The sequence below is a fragment of the Aurantiacibacter xanthus genome, from assembly GCF_003584015.1.
GTDB lineage: Bacteria > Pseudomonadota > Alphaproteobacteria > Sphingomonadales > Sphingomonadaceae > Alteraurantiacibacter > Alteraurantiacibacter xanthus.
Window position 1 is genome coordinate 36,227 of sequence record NZ_QXFM01000102.1, and the last position, 26,101, is coordinate 62,327.

The 26,101-nt window shown below is 62.4% G+C and carries 30 protein-coding genes and 1 pseudogene; 10 read left to right on the forward strand and 21 right to left on the reverse strand.

The features are described from left to right. Positions 1 to 41 precede the first annotated feature (41 nt). Positions 42 to 2,786, forward strand: a complete 2,745-nt coding sequence (locus tag D2V17_RS11315) for a winged helix-turn-helix domain-containing protein (RefSeq protein ID WP_022684065.1) — start codon at positions 42 to 44, stop codon at positions 2,784 to 2,786. Between the two features lie 298 nt (positions 2,787 to 3,084). Here the strand turns inward: D2V17_RS11315 and D2V17_RS11320 are convergent, their stop codons facing one another. Both D2V17_RS11320 and D2V17_RS11325 read right to left on the reverse strand, forming a co-directional pair. After that, positions 3,085 to 3,630, reverse strand: a complete 546-nt coding sequence (locus D2V17_RS11320; protein ID WP_028056199.1) for a tyrosine-type recombinase/integrase — start codon at positions 3,628 to 3,630, stop codon at positions 3,085 to 3,087. Next, positions 3,611 to 3,786: pseudogene (locus D2V17_RS11325) on the reverse strand (IS701 family transposase); the annotation flags it as partial. The pseudogene D2V17_RS11325 and the gene D2V17_RS11320, both read right to left, overlap by 20 nt. A gap of 110 nt (positions 3,787 to 3,896) precedes the next feature. Between D2V17_RS11325 and D2V17_RS11330 the strand changes: the two are divergent. The 4 genes from D2V17_RS11330 to D2V17_RS11345 all read left to right on the forward strand — a co-directional run bounded on the left by D2V17_RS11330 (position 3,897) and on the right by D2V17_RS11345 (position 6,353). Next, the gene (locus tag D2V17_RS11330) at positions 3,897 to 4,154 is read left to right on the forward strand and encodes a hypothetical protein (protein ID WP_028056200.1); all 258 of its coding nucleotides are present in this window, start codon (positions 3,897 to 3,899) and stop codon (positions 4,152 to 4,154) included. A 112-nt stretch (positions 4,155 to 4,266) separates the two neighbouring features. After that, positions 4,267 to 4,944: a type IV toxin-antitoxin system AbiEi family antitoxin domain-containing protein gene (locus D2V17_RS11335; RefSeq protein ID WP_022684066.1), complete on the forward strand. Its 678-nt coding sequence runs from the start codon at positions 4,267 to 4,269 to the stop codon at positions 4,942 to 4,944. Then, positions 4,937 to 5,809, forward strand: coding sequence for a nucleotidyl transferase AbiEii/AbiGii toxin family protein (locus tag D2V17_RS11340; protein ID WP_022684067.1), 873 nt, complete (start codon positions 4,937 to 4,939; stop codon positions 5,807 to 5,809). Before D2V17_RS11335 ends, D2V17_RS11340 begins: the two co-directional genes overlap by 8 nt. A gap of 73 nt (positions 5,810 to 5,882) precedes the next feature. Then, the gene (locus D2V17_RS11345; protein WP_022684068.1) at positions 5,883 to 6,353 is read left to right on the forward strand and encodes a DUF1810 domain-containing protein; all 471 of its coding nucleotides are present in this window, start codon (positions 5,883 to 5,885) and stop codon (positions 6,351 to 6,353) included. A gap of 14 nt (positions 6,354 to 6,367) precedes the next feature. Here the strand turns inward: D2V17_RS11345 and D2V17_RS11350 are convergent, their stop codons facing one another. Then, positions 6,368 to 6,970 carry a hypothetical protein gene (locus D2V17_RS11350; RefSeq protein ID WP_028056201.1) on the reverse strand — a complete coding sequence of 201 codons (603 nt, stop codon included), beginning with the start codon at positions 6,968 to 6,970 and terminating at the stop codon, positions 6,368 to 6,370. A 271-nt stretch (positions 6,971 to 7,241) separates the two neighbouring features. Between D2V17_RS11350 and D2V17_RS11355 the strand changes: the two genes are divergently transcribed. After that, positions 7,242 to 7,793 carry a Ros/MucR family transcriptional regulator gene (locus D2V17_RS11355; RefSeq protein ID WP_037504814.1) on the forward strand — a complete coding sequence of 184 codons (552 nt, stop codon included), beginning with the start codon at positions 7,242 to 7,244 and terminating at the stop codon, positions 7,791 to 7,793. 33 nt (positions 7,794 to 7,826) lie between these two features. Here D2V17_RS11355 and D2V17_RS11360 read toward each other — a convergent pair whose 3' ends face one another. Beyond that, complete coding sequence (locus D2V17_RS11360) at positions 7,827 to 8,018, reverse strand: hypothetical protein (RefSeq protein WP_028056202.1); 192 nt, start codon at positions 8,016 to 8,018, stop codon at positions 7,827 to 7,829. Positions 8,019 to 8,171: 153 nt separating this feature from the next. Here D2V17_RS11360 and D2V17_RS11365 point away from each other — a divergent pair, with 153 nt between their 5' ends. Then, entirely contained in the window at positions 8,172 to 8,642 is a 471-nt protein-coding gene (locus tag D2V17_RS11365) for a hypothetical protein (RefSeq protein ID WP_022684073.1), read from the forward strand. Positions 8,643 to 9,206: 564 nt separating this feature from the next. Here D2V17_RS11365 and mobF read toward each other — a convergent pair. Genes mobF through D2V17_RS11385 form a run of 3 tightly spaced genes read right to left on the reverse strand, consistent with a single transcriptional unit; the run spans position 9,207 to position 14,901 of the window. Further along, positions 9,207 to 12,305 carry a MobF family relaxase gene (mobF, locus tag D2V17_RS11375; RefSeq protein ID WP_022684075.1) on the reverse strand — a complete coding sequence of 1,033 codons (3,099 nt, stop codon included), beginning with the start codon at positions 12,303 to 12,305 and terminating at the stop codon, positions 9,207 to 9,209. A gap of 3 nt (positions 12,306 to 12,308) precedes the next feature. After that, positions 12,309 to 14,621: a type IV secretion system DNA-binding domain-containing protein gene (locus tag D2V17_RS11380; protein ID WP_022684076.1), complete on the reverse strand. Its 2,313-nt coding sequence runs from the start codon at positions 14,619 to 14,621 to the stop codon at positions 12,309 to 12,311. Further along, positions 14,608 to 14,901, reverse strand: a complete 294-nt coding sequence (locus D2V17_RS11385) for a ribbon-helix-helix domain-containing protein (RefSeq protein WP_022684077.1) — start codon at positions 14,899 to 14,901, stop codon at positions 14,608 to 14,610. Before D2V17_RS11385 ends, D2V17_RS11380 begins: the two co-directional genes overlap by 14 nt. A 514-nt stretch (positions 14,902 to 15,415) precedes the next feature. Between D2V17_RS11385 and D2V17_RS11390 the strand changes: the two genes are divergently transcribed. After that, positions 15,416 to 15,640, forward strand: coding sequence for a DUF6437 family protein (locus tag D2V17_RS11390; RefSeq protein WP_028056203.1), 225 nt, complete (start codon positions 15,416 to 15,418; stop codon positions 15,638 to 15,640). Positions 15,641 to 15,895: 255 nt separating this feature from the next. Here the strand turns inward: D2V17_RS11390 and D2V17_RS11395 are convergent, their stop codons facing one another. The 12 genes from D2V17_RS11395 to D2V17_RS11445 form a co-directional block, all read right to left on the reverse strand. Further along, positions 15,896 to 16,312, reverse strand: coding sequence for a single-stranded DNA-binding protein (locus D2V17_RS11395; protein WP_022684079.1), 417 nt, complete (start codon positions 16,310 to 16,312; stop codon positions 15,896 to 15,898). 49 nt (positions 16,313 to 16,361) lie between these two features. Continuing rightward, positions 16,362 to 16,508 carry a hypothetical protein gene (locus D2V17_RS21360; RefSeq protein WP_022684080.1) on the reverse strand — a complete coding sequence of 49 codons (147 nt, stop codon included), beginning with the start codon at positions 16,506 to 16,508 and terminating at the stop codon, positions 16,362 to 16,364. 114 nt (positions 16,509 to 16,622) lie between these two features. Beyond that, on the reverse strand, positions 16,623 to 17,657 hold the full coding sequence (locus tag D2V17_RS11400) for a DUF2493 domain-containing protein (RefSeq protein WP_022684081.1): 1,035 nt from the start codon (positions 17,655 to 17,657) through the stop codon (positions 16,623 to 16,625). A 72-nt stretch (positions 17,658 to 17,729) separates the two neighbouring features. Then, a complete protein-coding gene (locus D2V17_RS11405; protein ID WP_022684082.1) occupies positions 17,730 to 18,233 on the reverse strand; it encodes a DUF736 domain-containing protein in 504 nt (167 codons plus the stop codon). 972 nt (positions 18,234 to 19,205) lie between these two features. Then, positions 19,206 to 20,411, reverse strand: coding sequence for a hypothetical protein (locus D2V17_RS11410; RefSeq protein ID WP_119593040.1), 1,206 nt, complete (start codon positions 20,409 to 20,411; stop codon positions 19,206 to 19,208). A gap of 339 nt (positions 20,412 to 20,750) precedes the next feature. Then, positions 20,751 to 21,065: a DUF7673 family protein gene (locus tag D2V17_RS11415; RefSeq protein WP_022684084.1), complete on the reverse strand. Its 315-nt coding sequence runs from the start codon at positions 21,063 to 21,065 to the stop codon at positions 20,751 to 20,753. Positions 21,066 to 21,076: 11 nt separating this feature from the next. After that, the gene (locus tag D2V17_RS20970) at positions 21,077 to 21,409 is read right to left on the reverse strand and encodes a hypothetical protein (RefSeq protein ID WP_147367368.1); all 333 of its coding nucleotides are present in this window, start codon (positions 21,407 to 21,409) and stop codon (positions 21,077 to 21,079) included. Next, positions 21,406 to 21,714: a hypothetical protein gene (locus D2V17_RS11425; RefSeq protein ID WP_022684086.1), complete on the reverse strand. Its 309-nt coding sequence runs from the start codon at positions 21,712 to 21,714 to the stop codon at positions 21,406 to 21,408. Before D2V17_RS11425 ends, D2V17_RS20970 begins: the two co-directional genes overlap by 4 nt. Continuing rightward, positions 21,711 to 22,244, reverse strand: coding sequence for a 5' nucleotidase, NT5C type (locus D2V17_RS11430; RefSeq protein WP_022684087.1), 534 nt, complete (start codon positions 22,242 to 22,244; stop codon positions 21,711 to 21,713). Before D2V17_RS11430 ends, D2V17_RS11425 begins: the two co-directional genes overlap by 4 nt. A gap of 254 nt (positions 22,245 to 22,498) precedes the next feature. After that, positions 22,499 to 22,846, reverse strand: coding sequence for a hypothetical protein (locus tag D2V17_RS11435; RefSeq protein ID WP_022684088.1), 348 nt, complete (start codon positions 22,844 to 22,846; stop codon positions 22,499 to 22,501). A 93-nt stretch (positions 22,847 to 22,939) separates the two neighbouring features. Continuing rightward, the gene (locus D2V17_RS11440) at positions 22,940 to 23,245 is read right to left on the reverse strand and encodes a hypothetical protein (RefSeq protein ID WP_022684089.1); all 306 of its coding nucleotides are present in this window, start codon (positions 23,243 to 23,245) and stop codon (positions 22,940 to 22,942) included. Then, the gene (locus D2V17_RS11445) at positions 23,242 to 23,718 is read right to left on the reverse strand and encodes a hypothetical protein (protein ID WP_022684090.1); all 477 of its coding nucleotides are present in this window, start codon (positions 23,716 to 23,718) and stop codon (positions 23,242 to 23,244) included. Before D2V17_RS11445 ends, D2V17_RS11440 begins: the two co-directional genes overlap by 4 nt. Positions 23,719 to 24,196: 478 nt before the next feature. Here D2V17_RS11445 and D2V17_RS11450 point away from each other — a divergent pair, with 478 nt between their 5' ends. Then, the gene (locus D2V17_RS11450) at positions 24,197 to 24,583 is read left to right on the forward strand and encodes a hypothetical protein (RefSeq protein WP_022684091.1); all 387 of its coding nucleotides are present in this window, start codon (positions 24,197 to 24,199) and stop codon (positions 24,581 to 24,583) included. A gap of 26 nt (positions 24,584 to 24,609) precedes the next feature. Here D2V17_RS11450 and D2V17_RS11455 read toward each other — a convergent pair whose 3' ends face one another. Further along, positions 24,610 to 25,101, reverse strand: a complete 492-nt coding sequence (locus tag D2V17_RS11455; protein WP_022684092.1) for a hypothetical protein — start codon at positions 25,099 to 25,101, stop codon at positions 24,610 to 24,612. Between the two features lie 3 nt (positions 25,102 to 25,104). Continuing rightward, entirely contained in the window at positions 25,105 to 25,575 is a 471-nt protein-coding gene (locus D2V17_RS11460) for a hypothetical protein (protein ID WP_147367370.1), read from the reverse strand. Positions 25,576 to 25,808: 233 nt separating this feature from the next. Here D2V17_RS11460 and D2V17_RS11470 point away from each other — a divergent pair. Beyond that, a partial coding sequence (locus D2V17_RS11470; RefSeq protein WP_119593042.1) for an IS6 family transposase occupies positions 25,809 to 26,101 on the forward strand: 293 nt, incomplete at its 3' end.

Genomic DNA, 26,101 nt, shown 5'->3' on the forward strand with positions numbered 1-26,101 from the left:
CTAACGAAGGTTGGTAAGGACGTTTTTTCCGGAAATGCGTGATGCGTACCGCCCGCGTTAGGTATCGGCCGCCGGCGAGTTCCGCGCTCCTCGTACAGCGCGAGCGGCTGCTCGATCGTGAGTCGGCGATCCGGGACGCCAAGGTCACGCTAGTGCAAGCCGCCGCCGGCTATGGGAAAACCACCTTGCTCGCCGAGTGGTATCGGCGGCTGAGCAAGGAACGGGGAATAGCTTTATGGGTCCCGATCGACGCGACGATCGGAGATTCGCGCGATCTGTTCGAGGCATTGGCGAAAGCGCTGGAAGCGGCCGACGTCACGATCGAGGAGATCAAGGTCTTGCTGTCGGCCGAAGGATTCGCGGCCAACAACGTGCTGGTCGCGGCGATCAGCGACGCCATCGCGACGATCGACAGCGACGTCTTCATCTTCTTGGACGATCTCCATTTTCTATTGCGGTCGGAGGCGAAGAGCGCGCTCGTCGCGTTATTGCGCGACCTTCCCGGCAACGCTCACATCATCATGGGGTCGCGCGAGGTGCACGACCTGCCGCTGGCGCGGCTGCGGTCGCGAGGCGAGCTGGTCGAGCTCTACGAACACGACCTGCGGTTCGCCGACGAGGAGACCGAAGCGTTTCTTCAGCAGGCCGGCCAGACTCATCTCTCGCGGGACGACATCGCCCGGATCAACGCGTCGACAGAAGGCTGGGCGACCGGCCTGCGGCTTCTCAGCCTCGCCATCGCCGACGGCGACGACGTGCCGTTGCTGGAACCGGAGAAGGGAAGCCGGCGAAAATATGCCGCCTTCTTCGCCGAAGAGGTTTTCAACAATCGCTCACCAGAGGTGCAGGAATTTCTTCTTTCGACGGCGTGTCTGGGTCGTGTCTGCGCGTCGTTGGCGAACGCAGTGACGGGTAACAAGGACGCTGCCGGCCTTCTCGCCGAAATCGAATCGGCGGGGTTGTTTCTGGTCGCGCTCGACGAGGACGGGCAGTGGTATCGCTATCACCATCTGTTCAGCGACTTTCTGAAGCGTCGACTCGAGGCGCGTGAGCCCGGCGGCATGGCGCGGCGGTGCGGAGAAGCCGCACGCTGGTTCGCTGACAACGACCTGCTCCCCGAAGCGTTCGAACATGCGATGCTCGCGAACGACCCCTACCTCGCAGCGCTGATCCTCGATCGCCGTTGCCAATCGATGTTCTACAGCGGAGAGCTACGATCGTTCGTCGGACTCGCCGAACAACTACCCGCCGCGGCGCTCAACAAGTTCCCCCACATCCTTTTCACGCAGGCCTGGCTCTTGATCATCAGTTGGCGCTTCTCGGAGGCGGAAGACGTCCTGGCCGCCAGCCGAGACCGCCTGAGGCAACTCGACGAGGCCGGCGTCGACGATCGCACCGATCGCGCATCGCTGCAATTCCTGCAAATCCATCGCGAAATGATGCTCGCGCTGTTCACCGACCGGATGACCGAGACGAGAGAACTGCTTGCTCAGCTCGAAACGGCGGAACCCATCTCCGATCACTACATTCTCGGCACAGTCTACACGTCGCATCTGTATCACGGCCTGCAGCGGCCGGCCCGATGCGAGATCGACGATCTCGACGCACAAGCGCAGCAGCACTACCGCAGGACCGGCAGCATCTTCGTTCGGATCTGGCACCATTCGGTGGTCGGACTGGCGCTCCTTCGCCGCGGGGACCTGTCGCGCGCATTGCCGGCGCTCGAACTCGCCATGGCTTCGGCCCAGCGATTGGCGGGTGAGACCTCGGAGCTCGCGGCGATCCCAGGCTTGCTCATGGCGGAAGTCCATTACGAGAGGGACGACCGTACCGAGGCCGCGCGGCTTATCGCTACCTACGAGGAGCTCGGCCGTGGGCTAGGCTATGTCGACCAGCGCGTGGCGAGCCTGATGGTTGCCGTTCGCCTGCGTCAGATCGGCAAAGAAACGCAGATCGTGGAACACCTCCTCGCCGATGCAGCGGCGCTCGCGTCGGCGCATGGTTTCGAACGGCTCCGCCTCTCTGTCGCTGCCGAAGCGGCTCGGCATTACCTACTCGAAGGCAGGCTGGATCGCATCGGTCGTTTCGTTCGCCGAGGTGACGTCTCGACCGAGTTGAAGGACCATTTCCCCGCCGCTCAGAAATCGCTGCTGGATGAGGCAAGAGCGCTGCTGGCGGTCCGGCTTGCGCAAGCGCGAGGCGAGTTCGCCAACGCCGCAGTAGTCGCCAGCCGCTGGGCGGATCTCTACTTGAAAGGCGGCTGGCGAACCGCGGCAGTGCGATGGAGCGTACGCGCGGCGACTTTGGAGGCATTGAACGGCGACCGCAGCCAGGCGCGTCGCACGCTGCTCGGGGCGGCGCTGCACGGTCGCGACGCCGGACTCGTACGCAGCTTTCTCGACGGCGGCGAAGTCGTCATGTCGCTCCTCGCGGGGCGCGGCGTCGACGGCGCCACGGGAGAGGAGGGGTCGAGTCTCGACGGCTATCTAGCGATGCTGGTCCAGCGGTGGAACGGCGAACAAGGCAATTTGCCATCCAACGCCGCCAAGACCGACCGGTTCTTCGGCGAAAGCGACCTGATTTCTGCGCTCGACGCGCTTACCGAACGTGAGGTCGATATCTTGCGACGCGTCGGCAACGGTCAACTTAATCGTGAGATAGCTGATGCCGTCGGGCTCACAGAGGGATCTGTGAAATGGTACCTCAATCGAATCTATGGAAAGATCGGTGTGAGCCGTCGCGCGCAAGCCGTCAAACGTGCCAGACAGATGGGGATTATCGTATAAAGCTTCCACGTCTCGTTTCGGGGCCATGGCGACATGATGCGCGCCGGCGAATATGATCTGCAACCCTGCAGGTGCTGTTCTGGGCTCCGTCGTCTGCGAGGGCGTTCCCGAGGTGCGGCGCGCCTGTCGCGAGATGATCCCAATCCGGGTTCCAGCAACGCAAATCTATCTAATCAGCAGAGCCGGCGCGGCACGCTTTCCCCTATTCTCAGCCCCAAATGTGTTTCTGGCCAGCAGAACCCGGCAAGGGTCATGCGGTTTCTGGCGGGTGACAACCGGGCGACGCCGCGCCACGTCGTTAGGCGACGGGGCGACGAGCCGGGAATCGGAAGTCGCCGTCAACGAGCGACGCGATCGACCGGCGCGATTGCGACCCGATCGCCTTCACGGGCCGCTGGATAAGGGCGCCCGGATCGGGCAAGCTATCGCTCAACATGTCGGCCCACACCTTCGCTAGCTCCCGCCGGCGTGGCATGTAGGCGGCGCGGCTGTAAGCACTCTCGACCTTCTCTTTCGGAACGTGGGCTAGCATCAAGTGGATGATTTTGCGGTCATGACTTTTGCCTTGCCGCTCGGCCCACTCGTTCATGATGGTCGAGAAAGCGGCACGTAAGCCGCGCGGCACGTGATGACCATGATAGCCGGCACGGTTGAGAAGGTAGCCGACCGCGTTCTCGCTCATCGACCGATGCGTGTGGCGATTGCTAGGGAACAGCAACTCGCCGTTGCCGGTGAGCGGCCATAGCACCCTGAGCACCGCAACGGCTTGGGAGGTGAGTGGCACGAGGTGATGGCCGTCAGCCTCCACCTTGCGATCGAGGTCAGCCTGTCTTGCGGCGCTCATCGCTCAACAAACCGTCCAGAAACAGATTCGCCGACACCGCAACTCGCTACTGCGTGAACAATCCGCGCATGCGGCTCTTTACGTCCCGCAGCGAGGACCTCACAGTTCCAGCGTCGTTTCGATCGATGCACCCGTCATCCACAGCCTCCAAACCATGGAGACCTTTTGATCCAGAGTTCAATCAAAAATGCAACTGTAATGCTAGTTTGATAATGCCCACGGCTATATACGCGGTGTGACTGACAGGATCATGGTACAGGTTTGAGATGGCAAAGGCGGCAAGCTTGGTGTTGGCGACGGTGAACGCTCCTTACGGAGCGAACCTCTCCGCGCGTCAACTCGCCGCGCTGATCGCCGACCCCAAGAGCGCCAGCGACTTCAACGCGCCCGTGTTCTCCTTCTTCTTGGAAGTCAGCCCCGATCTGCAACGGCAGTTCGTCGAAGTGATGGGCATTGATGCCACGAAAGTCCAAGCGACTGCGAGGGAGTTCTCGCGCTTGTCGGGCTACACGCTAGCCACCTGAATCGATCAGGCTCGGCGATATATGCCTTACCTGCGGTTGCCCCTCTTGCTCTACGATATCCAGGACAAGAAAATTCTGGAAACTTTCATAAATTGGAAGTATCAGGAATTTCATGTCATCCTTGGCACAACAGGTCACAGCAGCGGGTCTGGCCGATCATATCCTCAGCGAGCGCCAGCTCGGCAATCTGCTGGGTGGCGGTGACGCGCGGCGCTACGGCCTCGTCAACCGCGCGCTCAAGGATGGCTCCCTGCTTCGCGTGAAGCGCGGCACCTATCTGCTGGGCAAGCGCTATCGCAGCGAGGCCATCCATCCCTTCCCCGTTGCGCAAGCTCTCGTACCGGGCAGCTATGTCTCGTTCGAAAGCGCGCTCGCCCATCATGGCTGGATCCCCGAGGCGGTCTTCGTGACCGCGAGCGTGTCGCCCGGCCGCAAGACACTCCGCTTTGAAACGCCCGATTTCGGACCCTTCAGTTTTCATCCGCTCGCAATCGCGGATTATCATTTTCTGACCGGCGTCGATCGGGTGCAAGTGGGCAAGCTCACCGCTTTCGTCGCGCAGCCGCTAAGGGCCCTGTTGGATCTGGTCGCCCTGCGGAAGGAACAGTGGACGGGAATCGAGTGGCTGACCGATGGCATGCGGGTCGACGAAGACATGCTCCTCGGGCTCCGGCGAAAGGACTTCGCCAAGCTGAAACCGGTCTACAAGCACAAGGCGGTGAGCACCTTCCTCGCCTCGCTCGAAAGCGCCGTGCTGACGGCCAGGAATGGACCGTCAGCATATGATTGACATCATCCAGGAGAGACTGCGCCGCTACGATGCCGCCAACGCGCTCGAGGAAGAGAACGCGGTCAAGGAAATCCTCCAGGAAATCGCGCTCTATGCCCTCTGGCGCAGCGACTTCTTCGACGTCGCGCTCTTCCAGGGCGGCACCTCCTTGCGCATCCTCCACGGCCTGCCGCGCTTCTCCGAGGATCTCGACTTCCTGCTGCGGGAACCCGACCCGGATTTCGACTGGACGCCCTATCTCAAGACGCTGATCGAGGTGTTCGGCCAGTTCGGGCTGAAGCTCGATGCGCTGCCCAAGGCGAAGATGGACAAGACTATCCGCCAGGCGCTGATCAAGAACGATTCCATCGCGAGCCAGCTCGACTTGTCTTTCGCCGGAACGGGCAAGCCAAAGACGATCCGGATCAAGCTTGAGATCGACGTCAACCCGCCTGCGGGCTCCACTGAGGCGTCGACCTTCCTCGACTTCCCGGCAGACCATGAGGTTCGCCACCAGGATCTGGCATCCAACTTCGCGCTCAAGATTCATGCCCTCCTTTGTCGGGGCTTTCTCAAGGGCAGGGACTGGTTCGATTTCTCCTGGTATGTCGCCAAAGGAGTAGCGCCCAATCTGCCGCTTCTGCGCACGGCGCTCATCCAAGCCGGCCCCTGGGCGGGCGATGATCGCATCGCCGTCGACATGGCGTGGCTGAACGAAGCGCTGGGGAACACGATCGCGAAGATCGACTGGAAGGGTGCTGCCGACGATGTGCGCCGTTTCCTGCGCCCGGCCGAACTCAAATCGGTCGATCTCTGGAGCGAACGCTTCTTCCTTGCCAAGCTGGACAGACTGCCTCCGCCCTCCGGCGAAGTGGCCCAGCCATGAACGGCGAATTCTCTAATTTCGTCATCAAGGTGCTAGTCGATACGCTCGCGGCCCAGGTGTCGCTGGAGCCTTTATGACCGCCAATCACGTGTCCGAACGTTTCGTCGAGATGCAGACGCTCACTTATGCGCCGGCACTTTCCGAAATCCGCCGTGGCAAGAAGGTCACCCATTGGATGTGGTGGATTTTCCCGCAGCTCTCGGGCCTGGGGCAAAGCTCGACTTCACGGCAGTTCGCGCTTCAATCGTTGGATGAGGCACAAGCCTATTTCAATCATCCGGTCCTGGGGCCACGGTATATCGAATGCGTCACAGCCTTACAGGACCTGGCAACCAATGATCCGATTGCCGTGTTCGGCACGGTCGACGCGATGAAGCTTCACTCGTCGCTGACATTATTTGAAGCCGCCAGCACTCATCCCCTGATCGCGGCAGCACTCGACCGCTGGTTCGGCGGAACACGAGATTCCAGAACGGTGAAGCTTCTCAAGGCGAAGACCTCACGGCGCGTTCGCCCCAGCGAGACCGGCGAACCCAAAGGCTAAGGGCATTTAAGAACCTACCGCGCCGCCGCCGTTCGAGGTTGACCGTGCGCACCGCGCACATAGGGTTTGCGCTGATTTTCGCTGGTGGCGATGCTCGGTTGGAGCGCGGCGCGGACGGGGTCCGTCACCGTATAGACCGCATGACGCTGAGCGCCGCGGTTCTCGTGGTCGACCCAACAGCCCTGGTAATGGCGCTTGATGAGCCCTGCCCGCACCAGCTCCGATACCGCGCGGCTGATCGCCGTCATGCCGGTTTCCCGGATGCGCTCACCGATCTGTGCGTCAACGAGACGCTCGGCCTCGTCCCGGTCATCCGGCAATTCCCCTTTGGCCTCGAGCGCCGCCCGTACCTTGTCCGCGGTCATGCGGCGATGATGATAGCGCGCGCCGCTCGGCGCGATTGCCGCAGCCAGCCACTCCCGGATCGGCACCAACGCCTCGCCTTCTCGAACGAGAGGGCCCGCCTGCCCGTTCGGCCGGGCGACACGTGCAATAAGGTCCAGCACCATGAAGGTGTAGCGCGGCCGCGCGGAATGCTCCGCGATCGTGCGGACTATGTCCGGCATGCTTGTCGTTGGCTGGGAGGCCGGCGATGCGAAGAGATCCTGCTGGAACATGGAACGAATCAAGCACAAAGCGGGACTCTTGTGAATCCCCCAATTGCTCATGCAGACCGGCGAACCGCCTTTGCCACCTATGTCACTTTAGCTCAGGGCTTTGGTGGTAAAGTGACATAGATGTCATTTGTTGCTGCCTCAAAAAGTGGGCGCTTCAGGCAGAATTCTCCATGAAGCGGGACGTTGCGACGCTTATTGCGAAGCACGCCACTTCCCGCTAGCCACACGGCTTCACCGATCCTCTCTGCCTAGCCTGGAAAGCCAGCAAAGCATGACCGAAGCAACCGAACGCGACAGCACACTCATCACGTTGACCGCCGACATCGTGGCCGCGCATGTCACCAACAATAGTGTTGCCGTGAGTGATCTGCCGTCGCTGATCCAGAATGTGCACGATGCGCTAAAACGTCTCGGCAAGGCCGATACAGTGCCGGAAGCGAAACAGGAACCTGCAGTGTCGATCCGGGCTTCGGTGAAGCCCGACCACATCGTCTGCCTCGAGGATGGCAAGAAGCTCAAGATGCTGAAGCGGCACCTGATGACGCACTATCAGCTCACGCCAGCCGAATATCGCACCAAGTGGAACCTGCCCTCCGACTACCCGATGGTAGCGCCCAACTATGCCGAAAAGCGCCGCGCGCTCGCCAAGAAGATTGGTCTCGGCCGCAAGCCGAAGGTAGCGTCCGCTCCTGCAGCCAGGACGAAAAAGGGGCCAGCGGCCGGCAGTCCCACGCAGGAACGCGGCCCAGCCCGGGCGCCTCGCGCAAAGCGCTCTGTTCTCACACCAGCCTTTGCGCCGCCAAACGACGCCGACGCAGGCTAAACGCGGAAATCACCCCGAAAAGGCGGGTCGGCGTCATGTCGTGCGGCGGCGGCGCGGTCCGACATGTTCGGCAGACACCTCGAGATCGACCGCAAGCTGGGTAAGCGTTCGGTGCGCTCCGAGGCGCTGAAGACCGTCCATACGCGGATCACGCTTGAGGCTGTCGATGCGCGAGCGCACGAGCGAGGCGGCGACGCGAAGCGTATGAGGATCGAGTTCGGTCATGGACCGAACTATAGCGCAATTGAACATATGATGCGATCATCTACGGAAGGACATTCCGGAAAGAAAACCGCTGAAACTCGGCATGATAGACTTGAATATGGGATATGACAGCCTCGTCATCGGCGATATGGTCAATCACCAAGAGGGGGCGCTATGACCTTTGAACTTATCGACAAACTCGTAACGGAAGAAGGCTATGCCTTCCAGAGCTGGCAGGACCACTATGGAAAGGGTGTCTGGGCCGCGCTCGGATTTTGGCAGGACCATGTTGATATTGTGCGCGACCTTTCGTGGGACAGCGAGGATCAAATCCTCTTTCCAGCGATGGATTACGTCTTCTCCGCAAATTGGCTCCCTGTCGTGACGGGGGGATCCTTTACCGAAGCGGTGCAGAATTTAGAGGAGCGCCTGAGGCTCCTGCCTCAAGGTCAGCTTGCTCGCGATAGTGAATGGACGAAGGTTGTCTGCAAGGCCCTGCTGGACTTGCGCGAAGCGCATAGCGGGCTTTACCGCAATGGCGAACGCATAAAGTGGCCCGAACCGCTTGACGATCTTCCCGAAACTTTTGAGCTGGCCGTCGAATGGCTTGCGGCATCCGAACGCGCTTGGGTGGGAGAGCTTTAAGCAAAGCGATACATGCCCTGCGACGTGCGACCTGGCATCGCTGCTACTCCGGCGAGCTTGATTGATAGCTCGGCGGGCACTCCAAACGACCATAACGCGGGACAGCTTGCCCCGCCGCCACCTGTTGGCAGGCGAGATCGCCGTCCTCGTTCCAGCACTGCAGGACCGGCCGCCCGTAGCGGTCGGTGTCAAGCTGACGGCACATGATGTTCCCCTTCGCAACCAGCGCGCGCAGATTGTCGCGGCTGTCGTAGGGGTCGCCCGGCACGCAGTTCCGGCCGGGCCGGCAGGCCCCCGGCATTTCGGGCGCATCTATGCCGTATAGCCGTGAACGCCCGAACTCGTCGCACCGAATGTAATCTCCGTCATAGACGTAAGGGCGTGAGCAAGGCGTGCCCCTCGCTCCCTGCGCATCCGCATCATTGTTGCATCCAGAGAGCATGGCGGACCCAAGTAGCAAACCAAGGACCAGCGCCCCTCCCGCGCGTCTGGAGAGTCGCATATGGCACTTTACGCGCCCGAGGAGATGCATGCCACGCCTGGCGCCTGATCGCTCACGCCCGCTCACAGGTCTAGCCCCAAGGTGCGCTCGGGTAGCGGCGGCAGACTGTCGAGATCGATGGGGTCAGGATCGGGTGCCCGAAGGTCGCTCCCCGGCTTCGCCTCTTTCCCCTGCCCTTCGGTCGCCGGCTTGTCACCCTTGGGATTATCTGGCGACCAGCCCTCAATCGGCGCCGCGAGATCGTCTAGCGGGATTTCGCCTGGGTCGAAATCCACCGTCTCGCCCAGCATACCCGCCAACATCTCCGCCGATTGCTCGCTTCGCCCGTCGACATCGATCTTCCCGGTCGTCTCGAGGGCCGACGTCTTGTTCCCCGGCGTGCGCTCGATCTGAGCTATGAGACGATCCTTGTCATCGACGACAAGCATCAGCGCCTCGCGCACACGCGTCACTGTGACGTTGAACAGCCGCTGGTTCGAGAGGAACCGCTCGAAGGACGACATGACCGCGATCGCCTTGTCGACGGTGATGCCCTGGGCCATGTGCATGTTCAGCGCGTAGGCAAGATCGAGGCGAGAGAGCATCGGATCGCCGTGCGGCAGCGTGAGCTGCTCGCGCGACGTCGTCTCGATGGTCACGCCCGCCGCGCCGATTCCGATAATCTTCGCCAGTGCGCTGTTGTCGAGCCCGCGCGCCTTGTCGTTCGCGGTCCAGCGGATTGTCTCGCCTTCATGGATCGCGATCGATTTTGGTTCCGAGAGGCCGAGCCGGTCCTCGCTGGCATGCGGCGAGAGCTTTTGCGGGTCGATCCGGAACCGACGTTTTCCGTCGGATAGCTCGATCTTCCCGTTCTTTTGAACCTTCACGACGTCATAAAGGCCCTTGCCGAGCCCGAGTTCGTCGGTCCGGAACATAACGTCGAGCTTGAGGCCCGCCCGCCAGTTTTGACTGTAGCGCAGCTCTTCGCGGGTGAGGTTCACGCGCTCGAATATCGTGAGCGCAAGACTGTCCTTGCCAAGCGTCCCCTCTGCGGTCAGCCCTTCCTGGATTCGCATGTTGATATGCTCTCGCGCCTCGCGGCCGGATGCAAAGAGCGCCGTTCTTTCACGTTCTTCGGGCGCCAACTCCAGCCACATATCGGCTGCACGCTCGATATGGTCCTTATCCTCGATCACATTTTCGCCAAGGACCCTGATGGCCTCACCCGATTGGCCGCGATCGGCGAGCGCTGCGACAACAGGCAGAATATCCCCCTGTTGGCGAAGATTCTCGTCCATTCGGGCGATGGTCACGCCCGCCGCCTGTACCAGTGCAAAGGCCTTGCCCGCGTCAATCGAGGATATTTGCTGCCGGTCGCCAATCAGGGCGAGCTTCTCCACGCCCAGTAGGTTGGCGATCCGCTCCAGCTTCATCGTCTGCTCGCTGGACACCATGGAACTCTCATCCACAAGCAGTACGGTATTCTTGAGCGCTTCGCGCGCTGCCTCATATCGTGGCCCCTCCTGCCGGTGCAAAACATGCTGGTGGCGCAGGAGGAAGGAAGCGATCGTCTGGCTGGGAGCGCCGATCCCCTCCTGGAGATCACGCACCATTTTGGTCTGAAAGGCCAGTCCCAGGACATTGTGCCCCTCGGTCTTTGCAATATTCGCCGCAGCATGTGCCACCTCGACCACCGCTTGCAGCATCGTCGACTTGCCGGCCCCGGCGATACCCTGGACAGCGACGATACGATCGCGCGATGACACGATCATCGCACCCGCGGCGAGCTGGCCGGCATTGAGCGTCACCTTCGAGGCTGCCTGCAGGCGCGCGGGCGCATCGGCCGCGTCGATAATTGGCGAGACCATGCCCCTGCCCTTCTCCATTTCGGAGATGATCGCTTCTTCGGTACGGATTGCTTCGGGCGTCGTTGCCATGGTGACGATCCCGTCATGACGATGCGACTTGCCCGGGATCAGGGTGCCCTTCTCCAGCAAATTCCCGATCCGGCTCTCGACATGGGTGATCGTCACGCCCTTGAGGCGCAGGTCGAGCGCAGTCTTCGCCAGCACATTGAGTTCCCAGGCCGCTTCGCGCTGCGAAAGGATCCGGACCGCCGAAGCAACCGCGAGCTGCGCGCGGGCCTCGACCGGTGATTGTGTGAGCCGTGCAAGGCCGCGGTCGACAAGGGGGTCGTTGGGGCGGAGGAAGTTGGCCACCATCCCGCGCGCGGAACGGATGGCCTCGCTGACCGCTTCATAGCCCCGCGCCATGATACCGCGGTCCGGATTGCGGGTTATGCGCTCGATCGCCGCCGCCATCAGATCCTTGCCGTCGAATCCGACTGTCGCGGCCTTGTCGATCCATTCCTGGCGCAGCACTTCGCGATCGCCCATGCTGAGCTTGGGATCGCGTGTGTTCTTGGTGATTTCCCGCAGACCCTCGGCGGTCCTGATGCCGAGTTCGAGCGCCTTGCCGAGAATGACCGTGCGCCGCTGGCTGAACAGCTCGAGCACCTCCTTGGCGACGCCGGCAATCTCGAAGGTGCCATGCTTCCCGGTCGAAGTGACCTCATAACCCAGCTTCTCGATCCGATCGCGAAAGAAGGCGTGGTAGATCGAACCGATAACGCTGTTGTTCTTCCAGAGCGCGCCGTTGTGGAGCGCCTGCCATTTGCCATTGGGCATCTTCGTGAGGTTCGCGATCACGGCATGGATATGGCCCTGCGGGTCGAGCGCGCGGCTCGTGTCGTGCTGGAATAGAGCATAGACGAGATTGCCGGTGCGGATCGGCACCTTGCGCCCGTCGATATCTTTGCGGCCCTCGGCGAGGTTCTTTTCGACCCAGCTCATCGTCGCCTTGACCGCCTCCATATGGGCCGCAAGGATACGCTTGTCGCCGGCGATATAGGCCATGACCGAGGCTGACTTCGGCATCGAAAAGGTCATGTCGAGACCCGGCCTGCGGTTCTCTACCTGGCCGACCTTCTCACCATCTGGCAGCTCTCCGTTGAGGATCTTTTCGAAGCCCTCCTTGCCGACGTCGCCGGCAAGACCAAGGTCGGCACTGCCCTCTCCCGCCCAGCTGCTCGCCTCGGAGGATTCCTCCAGCGTGTAGTAATTGTCCTTGGCGAAATAGCCGGCGGCGCCGCCAGCCGAGCGCACCGCCGCGATCGACAGCATCGCCTAGATCCCCATGTCCATATCGTCGTGATCGGCGGATCTGTCTGGACCGTAATCTTCGCGCAATTCGCGCAGCGTCTGGTCCTCGATCTCCGGTCCGCGCGTCCTGCCCGGCTCGGCGCGATCGCGCGGCCGCTGGTCGTTTTCCTCGCGCCCCTCCCGCTCTCCAGGCACCTGCCCTCGCCCGCGTGTACCGTTCGGCCCGGCAACGCCCTGCCCTCCCGGCCGCGCGCGATCGAGGTCCGGATCGCCTCGTTCGCGCCCATCGTCCCGCCCCATCTCCTCTCGGGGAACGGACAGGATTGCTGCGGCGAGGTCACGTGCGACATTGGACCGATCGACCTCTTCTATGACCTGGGCGGCACCATCGCGGCCGCCCCCTTCCCCACCTTCTTCCTCGACCAGTTCACCCCCCCGCCGTCGGCGCGTCGGGGCAATGTTCTCGCGGATGAGAAAGCCCGGAGCGACTGTTGGGTAATCCCTCCATTCAAGCTTGATCCGTGCGGCCGGGAATCCGTCCGGAAATTTGATGAAACCATGCATGGACGGAAGGTTCGTGATGTCATCGGCGATCACAAGCGGCTCGACCTGCTTGCGCGGAGTCAGCGTGGAAGCATCACGCGTCTGGTTGTATCCATAGCTGTACGCCTCATCCATCTGGCGCACTTCGCGGTTGCCGATATAGCGCGCGCATTGCTCGGCCGTGTCGAGATCGGCGGTCGCCAGAATGAGCTTGGTGCGCGCGAGCGAAGCCAGATTCTTGGCGCCCTGTTCGCCGTAGACATCGATCAGCTTCTCGAAACTGTGCAGTCCCAGGACCATCGCGCCGCCGAAAGCGCGCGCCGTCTGCAAGCCATTCTCGATCGCCGGCAACCGGTGCAGGGCTCCCAGCTCATCGAACATGAACCAAGTCCTCAGCCCCCGCGTCCGCGGCAGTGTCATGATGCGGGTGATGGCGATATCCATCCACAATGTGAGCAGCGCACGGTTCATCGCAAGGTCGACATAGTGCGAGGTCACGAACAGGATCGAACCGGGCTTCTCGGGCCGGCAGATCCACTCGCGGATGGAGAATTGCTCGCCCTCGTCGGGCAGGAAACGCAGCGCCTGCGCGTTGGTGTTGAACACGGCGCGGATCGATTCCGCCATGCGCGCTGCCTCAGGCGCGGTAAGCGGATCGGCGATCGTGTTCGCGAGAAAACGGTGCACGCGCTTCAGGTCAGCGGTCATCAGATTGTCGGCGAGATCCGCGTTGGTAGTCTGCCCGCGTCCCTGGAGTTTGATGCACATTTCGATGAACAGCGTGCGCGCCGCCATCGCCCAGAAGGGTTCGGTCGAACCCCCGTCCGAAGGGATCAACGCGGCGGCCGCGGCTGTGAATTCCGAGTGGGTTGAACAGTCGTTGAAGATCGACCAGGCCGGGCAGCGCTGGTCCATCGGGTTGAGGATGATGTCGGTTTCAGGGTTGTAGAAATTCTCGACATAGGTGCCGGTGAGATCGAAGATGACGGCGCTATCCCGGCGCGCGCGCATCTGTGCGACCAGGCTCCGGAGCTCAGTCGTCTTGCCCGCCCCGGTAGTACCAATAAGCATCGTATGCGACTGCTCGAGGCGGTGCGGATAGGGAATGCCGGCAAGGATATAGGGGTGATGAATGCCCGCCCGCTTACGTGCGACAAACGGCATTGCGCGCACCTGGGCGGGGCTCGATCCAGGCAATAGCTGAGCGGCTTCCGCTTCGAACTCGCGCAGATTGTGGGCAACCACCTCGGCATGCAGAACTTCGCGCTCGACCAGCATTGCGCCGCGCTCATGGCGTTCCTGAAGGATCGACTTGCCGCGCTTGCGCGAGATGTCGACGAACCATAGCGCAAGCGGAATAGTAGCGAGAAGCGACAGGAGGATCGCGCCCACCAGCCCGCGCATGGCCTTCGCCCAGGCGGCGATGACGGACGGGACATCGGCGACCTGCGCCATCACGATCGCGCGGATCGACCCGTCCGGTAAAGTGACGTTGACCCGCTTCATCGGATCGAATTCCATGAAGTCCCAAAATAGCGAATAGAGCTTCATGCCGATGAGCTCGATCTCGTGTTCGCGCAGGGTGACAACGAGGATGAAGGAGTATGCGGCGGCAAAGCAGAACAGCCAGACGATGAACGGGATTTTCGCTCCCGACGTCCACATCAGCACCTCGTGGGTAAGGAGCTGGCTGCCGCGCGTGAAGTTGCCGCTGTTGCGCTGGACGGTTCCGCGCGCGGAATGATGGCGCAGGTGAACGGGCTTGCCGCTGAAGCGGATATCAGCGCGCCGCATGATACTGCTCCACGCGCTTGTCGGTCTCAGCAAGGAGCTTGTCCCGCACATCGGGGTATTGGTCCCGGATGATGACGTCGAGCGCCAGCTGGGCATATTCGATGGTGCGCGCCACACGCCTTTGGCTGGCACCGGCGGACTCCGCTTCGGTCGCGAACAAGCGCAGCGCATGTCGGATCATGGCGGAACGGGTCAGCCCGTTGCGTGCAGCCAGGCGGTCGATCCGATCACACAAGCTGTGATCGAGCCGGAGGGTTATCTGAGGATCGTTGTGGTTCATGACAGCCTCTTCGCGCAGAGGCCGGCAGGGGCTGAGAAAGTGCCTTATACTATGCGACATTTCAGCCCGGGGCAACGGTTTTGCATCCCGGCGGACGCATTGCATTGCATTACATAAGCGTTACTTAAAAATGGCAGAAATCAGCGCCATTCTTGGGCTACATCCCATTGCAGTGCATTTGTGTTTCAATGGGATACGGGAGCACATTCAACTAAGGCTTTGATATTACTTGACCCCCATGCACCTTTAGGTGCGTTCGGTGTGCTTAGTTGCTCCATGTTGTCGCTCGCGTCGTCGGGGGTGTGGGCTTGATCTATTCGCAGGAGCGTCTCCGGCTTTCGCGGTGGGCCATTCCGGGCCGTCAGGCCATGATGCCCCAGCGGGAAAGCGTGGCGCTCCTGCGCCCGCGTCGGGCTTTTGACGCGGTAGCCGTCCGGCGGCGGTTCCGGTCTTGGCGGAAGTCGGCTATAGGGGAAATCAGCAAACGCCATTTTGCACTATGGAGATATGCGACATGGCGAGAAAGAGCCTCAAGCCTTCGGAACAACTGCGCGCGCTGGCCGACGAAAGGGCGGCGCTGGAAGTGCGGGAAAAAGAGATGGTGACGCGCATTGCAAGCGACTTCGGCAGTGCGTTGGTGTCGTCTGGTCTGGCCGATCTGAGTAAAGTGGAGTTTGCGAAGCTGGCGCAAAGGATCGGAACGCTCGGCATTGCGGAAACCATGAAGCGGCTTGCCTGATCGGCTGCATGCTGGATGAAAAAAGGGGCGCATGGCGTGGCCGCCATGCGCCCCTTCTCCTGTGCGCTATCACTTATCGGGTGTGCGATTCCCTGCGTTTCAACAGCGCGGGGACAGCAAAGCGACACCCCCCGCGCGCACCAACGCGGCCCGCAAAGCGGGCCGCAAAATTATCCGCAACCCCTGCACCTGGGCGCGACGTTTCCGGCATGGCGCGATAGTCCAGCGCCGCCCCTGGGCGGCGCTGGTGACTGCTCACTTGGTCGGTTCGCGATAGGGCGCGACATACTGCGCCTGTAATTCGCGGACCTGCCGGGGGTTGCCGTCGCGGTCGGTCCATTTGCGGCTTTTCCAGTAACCGGCAAGGCGGACGCCAAGCCCCGCGCGAAGCGTGGCGGCGATACGGTCGGCGGCGTCGGCCCGGTGCGGCGGAAGCCAATAGATCGCGGTGAAGGCTTCGCCATTGAGCGCGATGCAACGCAAGGTCGCGACGGTATCGCCGCTCGGTGTCGAGCGCAATTCGACATCTTCGGCAAGGCGCGCAGCCATGGTCGAATCGACGCATTCGGCGCGGCGCTTTGCGTCGGCGTCAATCTCGGTCTGTCGGCGTTCGGCATCACGCGCGGCGCGTTCTTCGGGGGTTTCGCGGCCTAGACGGCTAAAGTCGATCATGGCGGCTGCTCCTTGGTGGAACGGGCGCGCGCGGCGGCGCGCCCATAGTTCAAATGTCGAATCCCTGATCGCGATAGACGGCGAGCCAGTCGCTATCTGTCCAGCCTTCGCCTGCGCGCTGCTCGATCAATAGGGGGCATTCGTCGCCTAGAAGCTCCTTAAGCGTTTCGGCGGTTTCGGGAGTGAGTTCATACATGGTTCGGGTTCCTTCGCGGCGCGCGTGGCGGCGCATGGCGCTGGTCGGCGGCGCGCTTTATGTGAGTGATGGGGGGGGGGAAGGCCCGGCGCTGGTGCGCGCGGGCTTTCCGGGTCAAGCCAGTGCGCGGCGCTGTTCCTCTGCGCGCAGCGCGGCAAGGTCGGTCGGGCCGGTGCCGTTGTTCTGTTCGGCAAGGCGAAAGATGTGCAGCGGCACGTTTCTGGCGCGCAACAGGCGGGCAAGATCTTCCTGCACCTTGGATTGCTGGAAAATCATGGCTTCGACGATTTCGTCCAGCCGGTTCCATACCTCATTGCGCCGATAGGCTGCGCGGTAGTCGTTGCTGCCGCGCTTGTTGAGGGAAAAGCCGACAATCGGAACGCCCCGTTCATGCGCCCAGCATGTGCTGATCTGCTCGGCGCCCTTGAAGCGTTTGCCGGTGAACAAGATCATGTGCGGGATGCGCGCGCGCACCATGTCCAGCCGACGAAAGATCATGTCTGCATCTTCCCAGTCGCCGCCGCCGGAAACGAGAACGGCAGGACGCGCGGGATAGTGCTTCGCGTTGTGCTCGGCTTCGCGGGCTTTCAGATAGTCGAAACCCTCGATCTGCGAAGCGGTAAGGCCGGTTCCGGTGCGACTGCCCTTGATGGTATTGAACGGCTTGCCGGTTTCGACAAAATAGACGTTGGCAGCGTGGTTGCACATGGTTTCCACGGCGGCGCGGGCTTCGGCAAGCGACTGGCAACGCTGTTGCAGTTCTTCCATGCGGGATTGATATACCTCGGACGGGTCGAACACGCGGACCATTTCGCCAAGTTCGGCGGCGGCGTCGTCTTCCTGCCGCTTGATGCGCTTGGCGACATAATGCAAGCTGTTGACGATACCCCAAGCGATGGGCTGGCCGAAAGATTCCATGCGGGTTCCGGCAAGCAAGCGGAAGATTTGCGCGGTCAAATCCTCGACGCATCCGCGCGCCAGTTCCGCATCGGGCATCGGGTCGCGGGTGGGGTCGTCGATGATGGAAAGCCGGGATTCGGCAATCGTTTCGGTGAAGCTGGCAGGAAAGTCCTGCGCGCTGGTCATGGCGGCATAGGCTTCCGCAAAGTCGGCGAACCTGCTAACCCGCCCCTTGTTCGTGTTGGTCATGGTTGAAACTCCATTTCGTCTGGCTGGCGCGGATCGGGCCGGAGCGTTCCCGCGCCCCGGCCCAACCTTCTCTTATGCGCTGGCGGTTTCCTCCTGCTGCTGTTCCTGCGCCTGTTCGGCGCGGCGGCCGCGACGGCTCGACGGCTCGACCGGGGGCAAGCCAAGGTCACCAGCCGGGGCGGTGCTTTCGCCAAGGCCATCGCCTTCATCGGCGGGGCCATCGGCTGCGTCACCGATCGGGGCCAGATCGTTGCGCGCGCGGCGCGGGCGGCTCCACGCCACATTGTAGCTGCCGTCATCCTCGCGGAAGCAAGCGATATAGAGAGGCTTGCTCATCGACGGGTCGTCAATCGAACCCTGCAAGAAAGCCTCGCCGGTGTCCTTCATGGACTGCTCGAACAGGAACCCGACGCGAACCCAGGTGCGGGCGGGCGTGAGGCCGAGGATTTCAAAGCGGGGGCTGTTCTCCTTGCGCGCTTCCCAAGGGCGCAGGCAGATGGTCATGGCGACCGAGACGGTGGCGATCTTGCCGACGAAAAAGCCGTTGGCGTTCAGCTTGAGATTACCGAGGTTCATAGTCTTAACTCCATTTCGTTCCGGCGTTCCCGCGCCGGGTGGTTGAGCCTTCCGGGGACCGTCCCCGTCCGGTGATTCCCTTATATCAAAGACCTCAAACTACGCATAACACATTGTTTTCTTGACAGATTTCATCGTGCCTGGTGAACCTGAGCCTGCAACGGCCGCGCAGCGGCCCACGAAAAAATTGTTGCCCGTCAGGGCAACTCCATCCTGATCTGCCGAGCACAAGCGGGGGCTTCGTCGTTCATCGCACCCGGAGCCACCTTCGCCTGTGGCCCAAGGCGCAGGCACCTCCGCCGGGGTCAACAGAAATGACGGAGGCTCCGCCGCGCAGCGGTGGAAACCGTAGGGCCGCTTGCGGCCCGGTATTTCTGTTGAGGCGGCTTCCAGACAAACAAAAATATCGGCCGCTTGCGGCCGATTCCCCTTTGCCGCCGACCCCGGTGGGGGGGTCTGCAACGCCGGGACACTGGCGGGGGTGGCGCAGGGTGCGATGAACGACCTGGTGCGAGGCAGATACCGGGCGGTTCGTCCTCGAACCGTCCGGTCTGGCAAATGAGGCTGGCCCGCCAGGGACGTCTTGTCAGGCGGCGAAGCCGGCCACGTCAGGGATCGTGACCCCGCAAGGGGCGGAAACTCGGCCGAAGGACGAGGTTCCGTGGAGCTTGGTGAGCGCGGCCGCGCAGCGGCCGTGGGAGCCTAGCGCAATAGAGCCCGGCCCGATCGCAGATCGGGTGACGCCCCCTCCCCTCCTTCTCTTTCTTTTCTATCTCCGTCCAACCCAGAAGCTGCCCCGAACGATTCCGCACCTTCACCCACATCAAGTGCCAGTTCGCGATCAGCGAGAACGAGGCCGATATGAGCTGGTCCGACGATGAGGGAAATGATGTCGATTACGTCGATCTGCTCGGCATAGGAATCGAAGCTATGCGCGGTGCCCGGACGCTGCCCGGCATCAGGCGTGAATTATTAGGCGGTGATCAACGGTTGGAGATGGTGGCGCACGAAGGCGCTGGTAATCCCAACTTCGCCGGCGGCGACGCGGGCAAGCTGCTCGTCGAAGCTGAGCGACCTGTGGGCATTTTCGGCGCGCTCGGCCCTTCGGGCCTCGCGCCGGGTCTCCCGCCACTGGTCCTTGGCCTCTGCAAAGCCCATTGTCTGGAGTAGACAGCGGAAGGCAAATATCTCTTTGGGGTTTGCCGGGGGCCAGAAGGGGTCAGGAGCGGCGTGCGACCGAACTCGTCCGGGAAAATTGGGCGAGGGAAGCGCCTGCCCCACGCGGGAGAGTTCAGCGGCGAGTTCGTCGCGGATGCGATAGGCAGTGGAGCCCCCGATCGCGAGATCAAGGGCGGCACGCCGAACGGGTATGCGGTCGAGCAACATCGCGCGCAGCAATCGCCGCTGTTCATCGGTGACGAACCGTGCGCTTTCCGCGTGAATATGCCGAACGCCAGCCGCGTCACATCCGGGCAGGGACTGGCCTTTGCGGCGCAGGCGTCGCACGAGGCGCTCACGGATCCGGATACAGCTGGTTTTGGAAACGCCGCTCCGCTGGGAGACCTTGGTGGTCCCGAACCCCTCCATGAACAGCGCTTCGACCGCCTTGCGCTGCGCTGAAGTCAATTTGACGCCCGAATAGGCGTCGCCGCCGCCGGGCGGCGGGAGTGGAGCTTTGCCGCGGGCCAGCAGCTCGCGGCTGTAGCGCCGCCGCTGCTCGGAGACGCATGCGGCCGAAACGCCAAGGCGCAGTTGGATATCGATCCCTTTCAGGCCTTTCTTGAGCGCGTAGCGCAACCGATCGATGCCGGCGGGCGTAAGGCGGCCGCGCGCGTCTCGCTCGGCGGGGCGATAGCCGCGTCGCACACAAAGGGCGATCGTTACGGCGTTGCAGGCACTCGCTTCGCATATCCCGAAGCGCCTCCCGATTGCGGCGAAAGAAAGCTTGTCGACTTCGCGCAGCCGGATCGCCTCGTCGAGCGCGGCACCCTGTAGCCGGGCGGTGGGCGCAGGACTGCGGTGGGTGGTCTCCAGCCCCAGCTTGTGCGCCATCACGTGGATCGCGTGGCAACTGCGCCCAGGCAGCCGGGCGGCGACATCGCTCCCTTCGGTCAGATAGTGGGCCCGCAACAGGGCGAGTTCGCGCGCTGACCAGCGCGCGGCTTTGCGAACGGTCATGGATGGATCTCCGGGAAGGGCGCGATTTCCGGTAAGATGAGAGACGAGGAAGCCGGATTTCGCGTGCGTGTTTTCGTGTGCGCCGGGCCGTAATTTTGCGGCCGCCGGTCCCTTCGGGACCGGCGGGATCGCATCGAACCGCCCGGACGGGACGATCACGGGTGCGATTGCGGAATGGCGGGCTGAATCAGCGTATGGTTGCGCGCTCGATCGTCGCGCGACCGTCACGCCGATCCGGGGGTCTCTCGGTTACCGAAATGACCCGATGGGTTGAGGGTAATTCAATATGTCACGCGGAGCACCGGTGCGGTAAGCGCCACGTTTGCCACTGCGCCGCGGTCAGGCACTGTCGGCACCCTCTTGTGTGATCATCTGGGGTCGCCAGAGCGCGATGAGGGCTTTCATCGCGTCTTCGAGTTCGAAGGCGTCAGCGTAGATCGCACCGGGGTGGCTACCGAGGAAGGCAAAGACGGTGGCCATGTCGGCGGCAACGGCACGGTCGAGAGAGAAGAGGTCGGCGATGTCGAAGCCACCGAAATCCGTCGCATTCCACCATGCCATGAGAAAATCCGCGACCCGGCGTGCCTGGCCCGTGTCGCTTTGTGCGAGGTCGAACAATCGCGCCACCGCCTGTCGGACTTCGGGATGGATCATGGGTGCGACGTTCATGGATCGGGATGGTCAGCGATGTCGCCGGGCGAGTCAACCGAGGGCGTGATCCTCGAGGCAGGACTGCAGAACGGCGACGGCGGCGGAGCGGGCCATGCTACATTCGAGATGGGCGCGGAAGACGAGCGCGTGGTGCCCATGCCGGAATCGCCGGTGAGGTCGTGGGGCTTCCAGATCCCTGAGCGCAGCTGTTGCTTCATGCCTTCAATGGTTCGATGGATACCTGCCTGACGGAACGGACCGGCTGCTCGCATTCGGGAACGAAGTTGCTGGATGCGAACGGTCAGCCAATCGCGCTGTTCCTGCGTCAACTGGTGCTGATGGTTCATGGCGTGGACCTGGATGGCATAGCTCGAAGGGTGCCGAGCTCGGCTCGGAGCCCGGCGTTCTCCTCGCCCAGCATGGTGATCGCTTCGGCGGGGGTCCCGAGAATTCCCACGGTGTCGCGCGCGAGGCATGCGGCATCCAGTGTCGCTGCGAGTGCGCCGCGTTCACTTTCGAGCATGTTCAAAAGAGCCGCCGCGCGTCGGAGCAGATTCGAGGTATAGCTAGCAGCCGCCAGTTTTTCGAACTGGGTCGCTTTGGCCGACATGCAGAGCAGCAGCTCGTCGAGGCACATGTTTTCGAAGGTCATGCGACCAGCTCGGGATAGTGTGCCCACAATGTCGCCAGCGACGATTCCGCGTCATAGTGGCTGATGAATACGCCGCCCTTCTCGATCCAGCGGTGACGATATTGCGGCCAGTCGTCGATCAGCACATCGCCAGGCATAGCGTGATCCCGCTTGTCCGCACTGCGGCAGGTGATGATGGGAACGCCGGGAAAATAGGCCTGTGCCCATGCGATCTTCTGCGCTTCGGCCCAGTTGCCGCGGGGGCATCCGGTCAGGATGGTCGGATTGAGATGCGAGACAGCGTCGAACAGGGTTCGCGCGTCGTGCATCAGTGGCAGATCCCGATAGAAGTTGCCCTTGGCTTCGAGCATCTTCCAGAAGCGTCTGGAGCCCAGTTCGGCCTCCACTTCGCGCGGATGCATACCGAAATAGGAGCGGGCGTAAGTGTCGAAATCAGCGAGGACGCCATCGCAATCGAGGAAAATATGCGGGATGCGGACGATTGTGGGTGCCGATCTGATGGCGTTCTGGGCGGCGAAGGGTTCGGCCATGGTGTTCCTTTCGAGCTGGCGGTGATGATGTGATCGTCCGGGGTCGGCCAGTGAGGCCGACGCACGCAAGCGATCATTTCCTCGATGTGGCGAGAGATCGGCGGATGCGCTGGAGGACAAGCATTCGGTGGTCGTAGAAGTCGTCGCTCGGCGTGCGCATTCGGCCAAGCTTGCGGTCGTAACCGGGTGGATCATCCCATTCCGGTGGACGCGGGGCCGCTGTCGCGCGGGCGCCTGGTTGATCGCACGACATGTTATTCGGCCTTCCCGAACAAATCCGGCTGGCGCCGTCGACCGGATTGCGTATTTCGACGGAGCACGCGGGCGATATGACCGGAATAAACGCCCACCGCGGCCCAGTAGGCCGCCATAGGCGGTTTGTGCGCGTCCCAGCTGGCCCTTGCCCGCAATCGGGCATCGCACTGAAGATCGAGCAACAGGTCGCGCAAGCACGCTTGTACGTCGGGATCGAGGGCCCGGAGCTGGTGCATCGCGGGGAGCAGAAGGATGGGGTTGGCGCGCTCGGCACGCGTCGGCGGGCGCGGGCGTTCCGGGTTCAGGGTGACCTGCGAGGCAGGCTCGCTCGGAGCGGTGGGGGTCATCGCGGTTTCCTTCGCAGCCGCATGATCGCAGCTCGCAGCCCCGTCTCCCCCTCACCTGTCAGCGGGCGCGAACGCGCCCTGTGATCAGGGGTCTTAGCGAATCCAGGGCGAGCGCGGACGGTGACCTTCCCGAAGCCGGTCGGCGCGAAGGGTTGCTGCCAGGTCGCCATCGACATCCGCAAAGTGCGTGATCGCATCGATGACAGTCTCCGGCTCTGCGATCTCACCGTAAGAGGTCCCGATCCAGAGAATCTCGCGATGCTCGTCGTCGACATTGTCGTTGTCTCTATGGACTGCGGCGAAATAGGTGTTGAGGGGGGCGTCCCAGCCAATGCCAATAGTCAGCGGCCCATGCGTGCGGACGGCATCTGCATGCGCTTTGGGTTCGTATCGGCTCATGTCAGGTTACTCCTATCGTTGGAAGGTGAAGTGCAATCGCGCTGCATGAGGGCGCGAAACTGGCGCGAGAGGTCGGCTTGCTGGGGGTATCGGGCTTCCCATTCGGCGCGAGGGATGAGGAATCCGATGTCGATGAGGCGTCGCCGCAGTTCATCGGTTACGACCTGCTTGGCCTGTTCGGGAATTGCGAGGGGAAATCCCTGGAACTGGCACAGCCACGAGCAGTCGTCGGGCTCCTGATGGCGGCAAAAATAATCGGCCTCAAACAAGAGGTCGGATCGGACGACTGAGTCCCCATTGACGGCAATGACGAACTGTCCGCCCGGCGGCGTTTTTATTTGTCGTTCTTCGAGCATGCGAGCGTGCCAGGTGCGCGCAGCGGCGAGCGCCACGCCATAGGCAGTCCCATAGACCCCGTGGAGGATCCAGCTGACGGGGTGGCCGGCTGCGCCGAAGTGAAAGGTAATCACCATGGTGGTGTCTCCTGCACCAGTGTTTCGGGACGGGATTCGGGGGCCGGTAGCCTGTCGTGCGGGGCGACGAGGCTGATGCGGCAAAGAGCCGGACGAGCGCTCTCAACGATGCACCTCCCCCTTAGCTCTTTTCCCGTCTCGCCGCCGGAGGCGACCGGAGGGTGCAATGTTCGATTGTATTCCGGGCGGCTTTGCCATAGTTTGAAACCGCTCGCGGAGACGCGGGTGAAGGCGTGGAAACCTTCCCAAAAGAAGCAAGCCGGCAGCTTCGGTTACCGGGCAGCGGACACGTATGTCCAAGGCCCAGGCCCAAAGGTGTTCGCGCCTGATTGCTTCTTTTCAGGTTTCCAATGTCCGGTTTCGGGCTGGCGACGTCCATAGTTGGACGGTCGCTACCGGCTGTTTGCGAGATGGTGCTGAGATAGAGGAAGTAGAACGCTGTGCATGTTTGGGCATCCCAAAGGATCCGGTGGTGACCATGAGACAGGATCGCGAGGCTGCGCGGGAGTTGGTGCGCGAAGCGCTAGGGATGCCCGACATCGCGAGCGATGCAGCTGCGACCTATCATTTGAGATCGGTGCTGGCGCTGCTGGATACGGAACCGTGCAAGGACGAAAAAAGGGCCGATAATGCGTTGCCGGGCGATGCCATTGCTCATGCGATTGGGGTGATGGCGGCGATCAGTGAACGTGCGGTCCGCGAGGAAAGCGCGCGCTGCGTCAAGGCGATTGCACTGGAAATGGAAACCCGTGGCCTGGATATCGCGCGCCATGACATGGGAGCGGCACTGCTGCTCGATCGCTGGGCTGCTATTATCCGGGACCGCGGGAGCGTGGCCGAGCCGGGGCCGCGACGCGACAATTGAGAAGCGGCCCCGGTGGTGTTCGAACCTCAGTCAGTGGTGTTGACAGGCGAGGCGGCGATAGCCGCCGCATCGGGCCATGTTTGGGCGAGCCGTTCGCGCCCTTCGCCTTTTTCGGCACCTGCGGCATCGAGGCCGGCGATGACGGCGGCAACAAGCTGCGTGAGGCTCTCGAAATGGCGTTCGACGGTGCTGGCGCGCGCGCCATAAGTGAATGGGGCGGGAAAACCGGCGTCCTCCCAGCGGGCGAGGCCCTGTTCAACGATGAGGGCATAATCGAGTGCGGTGTCGATCTCGGCGTCGTAGACGACGTAGACTTCGTAGTATGTCCCGAAGTCATGAGGTGACCCGATGATGCGCAGTTCAGCCCCTTCGGGTGGGCAGCCGTAGTGGGCGATAAGCGCGGCGCGATAGGCATGGCACTCGGCGCGGGCAACTTCGGCGAAGTCGGGGGTCGAGCCAAGCTGGGCGCAGGCTTCGTCGTAGGGCACGGGGCCGATGTTCATCTTCTGTGTGGCCATTGGTCAGTCTCCATGTGTCGGGGGCGCTTCTTCGCAGCCCGACACTCCCCTCCCCCTCCACTCCTGACCGGATCGGCGGGCGGAGAAATCGGGATTTGTCTTGTGCGCCCGCGCTTGTGAGGGTGGTGGGATCGGGAATGGCTGGCGCGGCTCAGCATCATATTGCCTTCGATCCTCCTGCTTTTCGGGATGGGGGTCGGGAGCGCGAACCTCATGGGCGATGAACCCGTTGATCCAGCTGCGCATGGTCGGGCGCCTTTCGAGGGGAAGTGCGGCGGCACGGCTGAGAAATGCGGCGAGGTCTGCGTTCGCCTCGCCGGCGATCCAGTCGATTTCATGAGCGGGGAGCAGCCCTTCGTCGCGAATGAACCGGGTCATTGATCCAGGCCGCGCCTCACGGCCGCGCAAGCCCTTGGTGGTCGAGCGCCATAGTCCTTCGCAGGATTTCAGCCGCGGCTTCGCGCGGGCTTCCATGAGGATGATGAGCCTCAGGCACCATGCGGGCAGAGCGCGAACCTCGTTGCACTGCATGCCCGTGCAAAAGAAGCACGAGCTTGCCGGCACCTCGAACCCGGCTTGTCGGATACGTTCGTTGCAGGCGTCGCGGCCCCAGCCCCATTCACGCAGCGGGTAGCGATAGGTGTAGGGCTCTGTTGCAAAAATCGTGAAGCTTGAGCATGCTTGGCGGAGATTGGACGGACGGAACGATGACGGATTTCAAGTGGCGCCATTTCCAGGGTGATGTGATCCTGTGGGCGGTGCGCTGGTATTGTCGCTATCCGATCAGCTATCGCGACCTTGAGGAAATGCTGGCGGAACGCGGCATTTCGGTCGACCATACGACGATCTATCGCTGGGTCCAGTGCTACGCCCCGGAGATGGAGAAGCGGCTGCGCTGGTTCTGGCGGCGTGGCTTTGATCCGAGCTGGCGCCTGGATGAAACCTACGTCAAGGTGCGGGGCAAGTGGACCTACCTGTACCGGGCAGTCGACAAGCGGGG

Bases quoted from the DNA above. Each gene is read 5' to 3' on its own strand.
- D2V17_RS11430 (WP_022684087.1), bottom strand. From the start codon at position 22,244: ATGGCCGAACCCTTCGCCGCCCAGAACGCCATCAGATCGGCACCCACA.
- D2V17_RS11365 (WP_022684073.1), top strand. From the start codon at position 8,172: ATGACCTTTGAACTTATCGACAAACTCGTAACGGAAGAAGGCTATGCC.
- D2V17_RS11355 (WP_037504814.1), top strand. From the start codon at position 7,242: ATGACCGAAGCAACCGAACGCGACAGCACACTCATCACGTTGACCGCC.
- D2V17_RS11350 (WP_028056201.1), bottom strand. From the start codon at position 6,970: ATGTTCCAGCAGGATCTCTTCGCATCGCCGGCCTCCCAGCCAACGACA.
- D2V17_RS11410 (WP_119593040.1), bottom strand. From the start codon at position 20,411: ATGACCGTTCGCAAAGCCGCGCGCTGGTCAGCGCGCGAACTCGCCCTG.
- mobF (WP_022684075.1), bottom strand. From the start codon at position 12,305: ATGCTGTCGATCGCGGCGGTGCGCTCGGCTGGCGGCGCCGCCGGCTAT.
- D2V17_RS11345 (WP_022684068.1), top strand. From the start codon at position 5,883: ATGACCGCCAATCACGTGTCCGAACGTTTCGTCGAGATGCAGACGCTC.
- D2V17_RS11435 (WP_022684088.1), bottom strand. From the start codon at position 22,846: ATGACCCCCACCGCTCCGAGCGAGCCTGCCTCGCAGGTCACCCTGAAC.
- D2V17_RS11380 (WP_022684076.1), bottom strand. From the start codon at position 14,621: ATGCGGCGCGCTGATATCCGCTTCAGCGGCAAGCCCGTTCACCTGCGC.
- D2V17_RS21360 (WP_022684080.1), bottom strand. From the start codon at position 16,508: ATGTATGAACTCACTCCCGAAACCGCCGAAACGCTTAAGGAGCTTCTA.
- D2V17_RS11440 (WP_022684089.1), bottom strand. From the start codon at position 23,245: ATGAGCCGATACGAACCCAAAGCGCATGCAGATGCCGTCCGCACGCAT.
- D2V17_RS11455 (WP_022684092.1), bottom strand. From the start codon at position 25,101: ATGGCCACACAGAAGATGAACATCGGCCCCGTGCCCTACGACGAAGCC.
- D2V17_RS11385 (WP_022684077.1), bottom strand. From the start codon at position 14,901: ATGAACCACAACGATCCTCAGATAACCCTCCGGCTCGATCACAGCTTG.
- D2V17_RS11360 (WP_028056202.1), bottom strand. From the start codon at position 8,018: ATGACCGAACTCGATCCTCATACGCTTCGCGTCGCCGCCTCGCTCGTG.
- D2V17_RS11445 (WP_022684090.1), bottom strand. From the start codon at position 23,718: ATGGTGATTACCTTTCACTTCGGCGCAGCCGGCCACCCCGTCAGCTGG.
- D2V17_RS11400 (WP_022684081.1), bottom strand. From the start codon at position 17,657: ATGACCAACACGAACAAGGGGCGGGTTAGCAGGTTCGCCGACTTTGCG.
- D2V17_RS20970 (WP_147367368.1), bottom strand. From the start codon at position 21,409: ATGAACCATCAGCACCAGTTGACGCAGGAACAGCGCGATTGGCTGACC.
- D2V17_RS11335 (WP_022684066.1), top strand. From the start codon at position 4,267: ATGTCATCCTTGGCACAACAGGTCACAGCAGCGGGTCTGGCCGATCAT.
- D2V17_RS11340 (WP_022684067.1), top strand. From the start codon at position 4,937: ATGATTGACATCATCCAGGAGAGACTGCGCCGCTACGATGCCGCCAAC.
- D2V17_RS11330 (WP_028056200.1), top strand. From the start codon at position 3,897: ATGGCAAAGGCGGCAAGCTTGGTGTTGGCGACGGTGAACGCTCCTTAC.
- D2V17_RS11450 (WP_022684091.1), top strand. From the start codon at position 24,197: ATGAGACAGGATCGCGAGGCTGCGCGGGAGTTGGTGCGCGAAGCGCTA.
- D2V17_RS11315 (WP_022684065.1), top strand. From the start codon at position 42: ATGCGTACCGCCCGCGTTAGGTATCGGCCGCCGGCGAGTTCCGCGCTC.
- D2V17_RS11405 (WP_022684082.1), bottom strand. From the start codon at position 18,233: ATGAACCTCGGTAATCTCAAGCTGAACGCCAACGGCTTTTTCGTCGGC.
- D2V17_RS11390 (WP_028056203.1), top strand. From the start codon at position 15,416: ATGGCGAGAAAGAGCCTCAAGCCTTCGGAACAACTGCGCGCGCTGGCC.
- D2V17_RS11395 (WP_022684079.1), bottom strand. From the start codon at position 16,312: ATGATCGACTTTAGCCGTCTAGGCCGCGAAACCCCCGAAGAACGCGCC.
- D2V17_RS11425 (WP_022684086.1), bottom strand. From the start codon at position 21,714: ATGACCTTCGAAAACATGTGCCTCGACGAGCTGCTGCTCTGCATGTCG.
- D2V17_RS11415 (WP_022684084.1), bottom strand. From the start codon at position 21,065: ATGATCCATCCCGAAGTCCGACAGGCGGTGGCGCGATTGTTCGACCTC.
- D2V17_RS11320 (WP_028056199.1), bottom strand. From the start codon at position 3,630: ATGAGCGCCGCAAGACAGGCTGACCTCGATCGCAAGGTGGAGGCTGAC.
- D2V17_RS11460 (WP_147367370.1), bottom strand. From the start codon at position 25,575: ATGGAAGCCCGCGCGAAGCCGCGGCTGAAATCCTGCGAAGGACTATGG.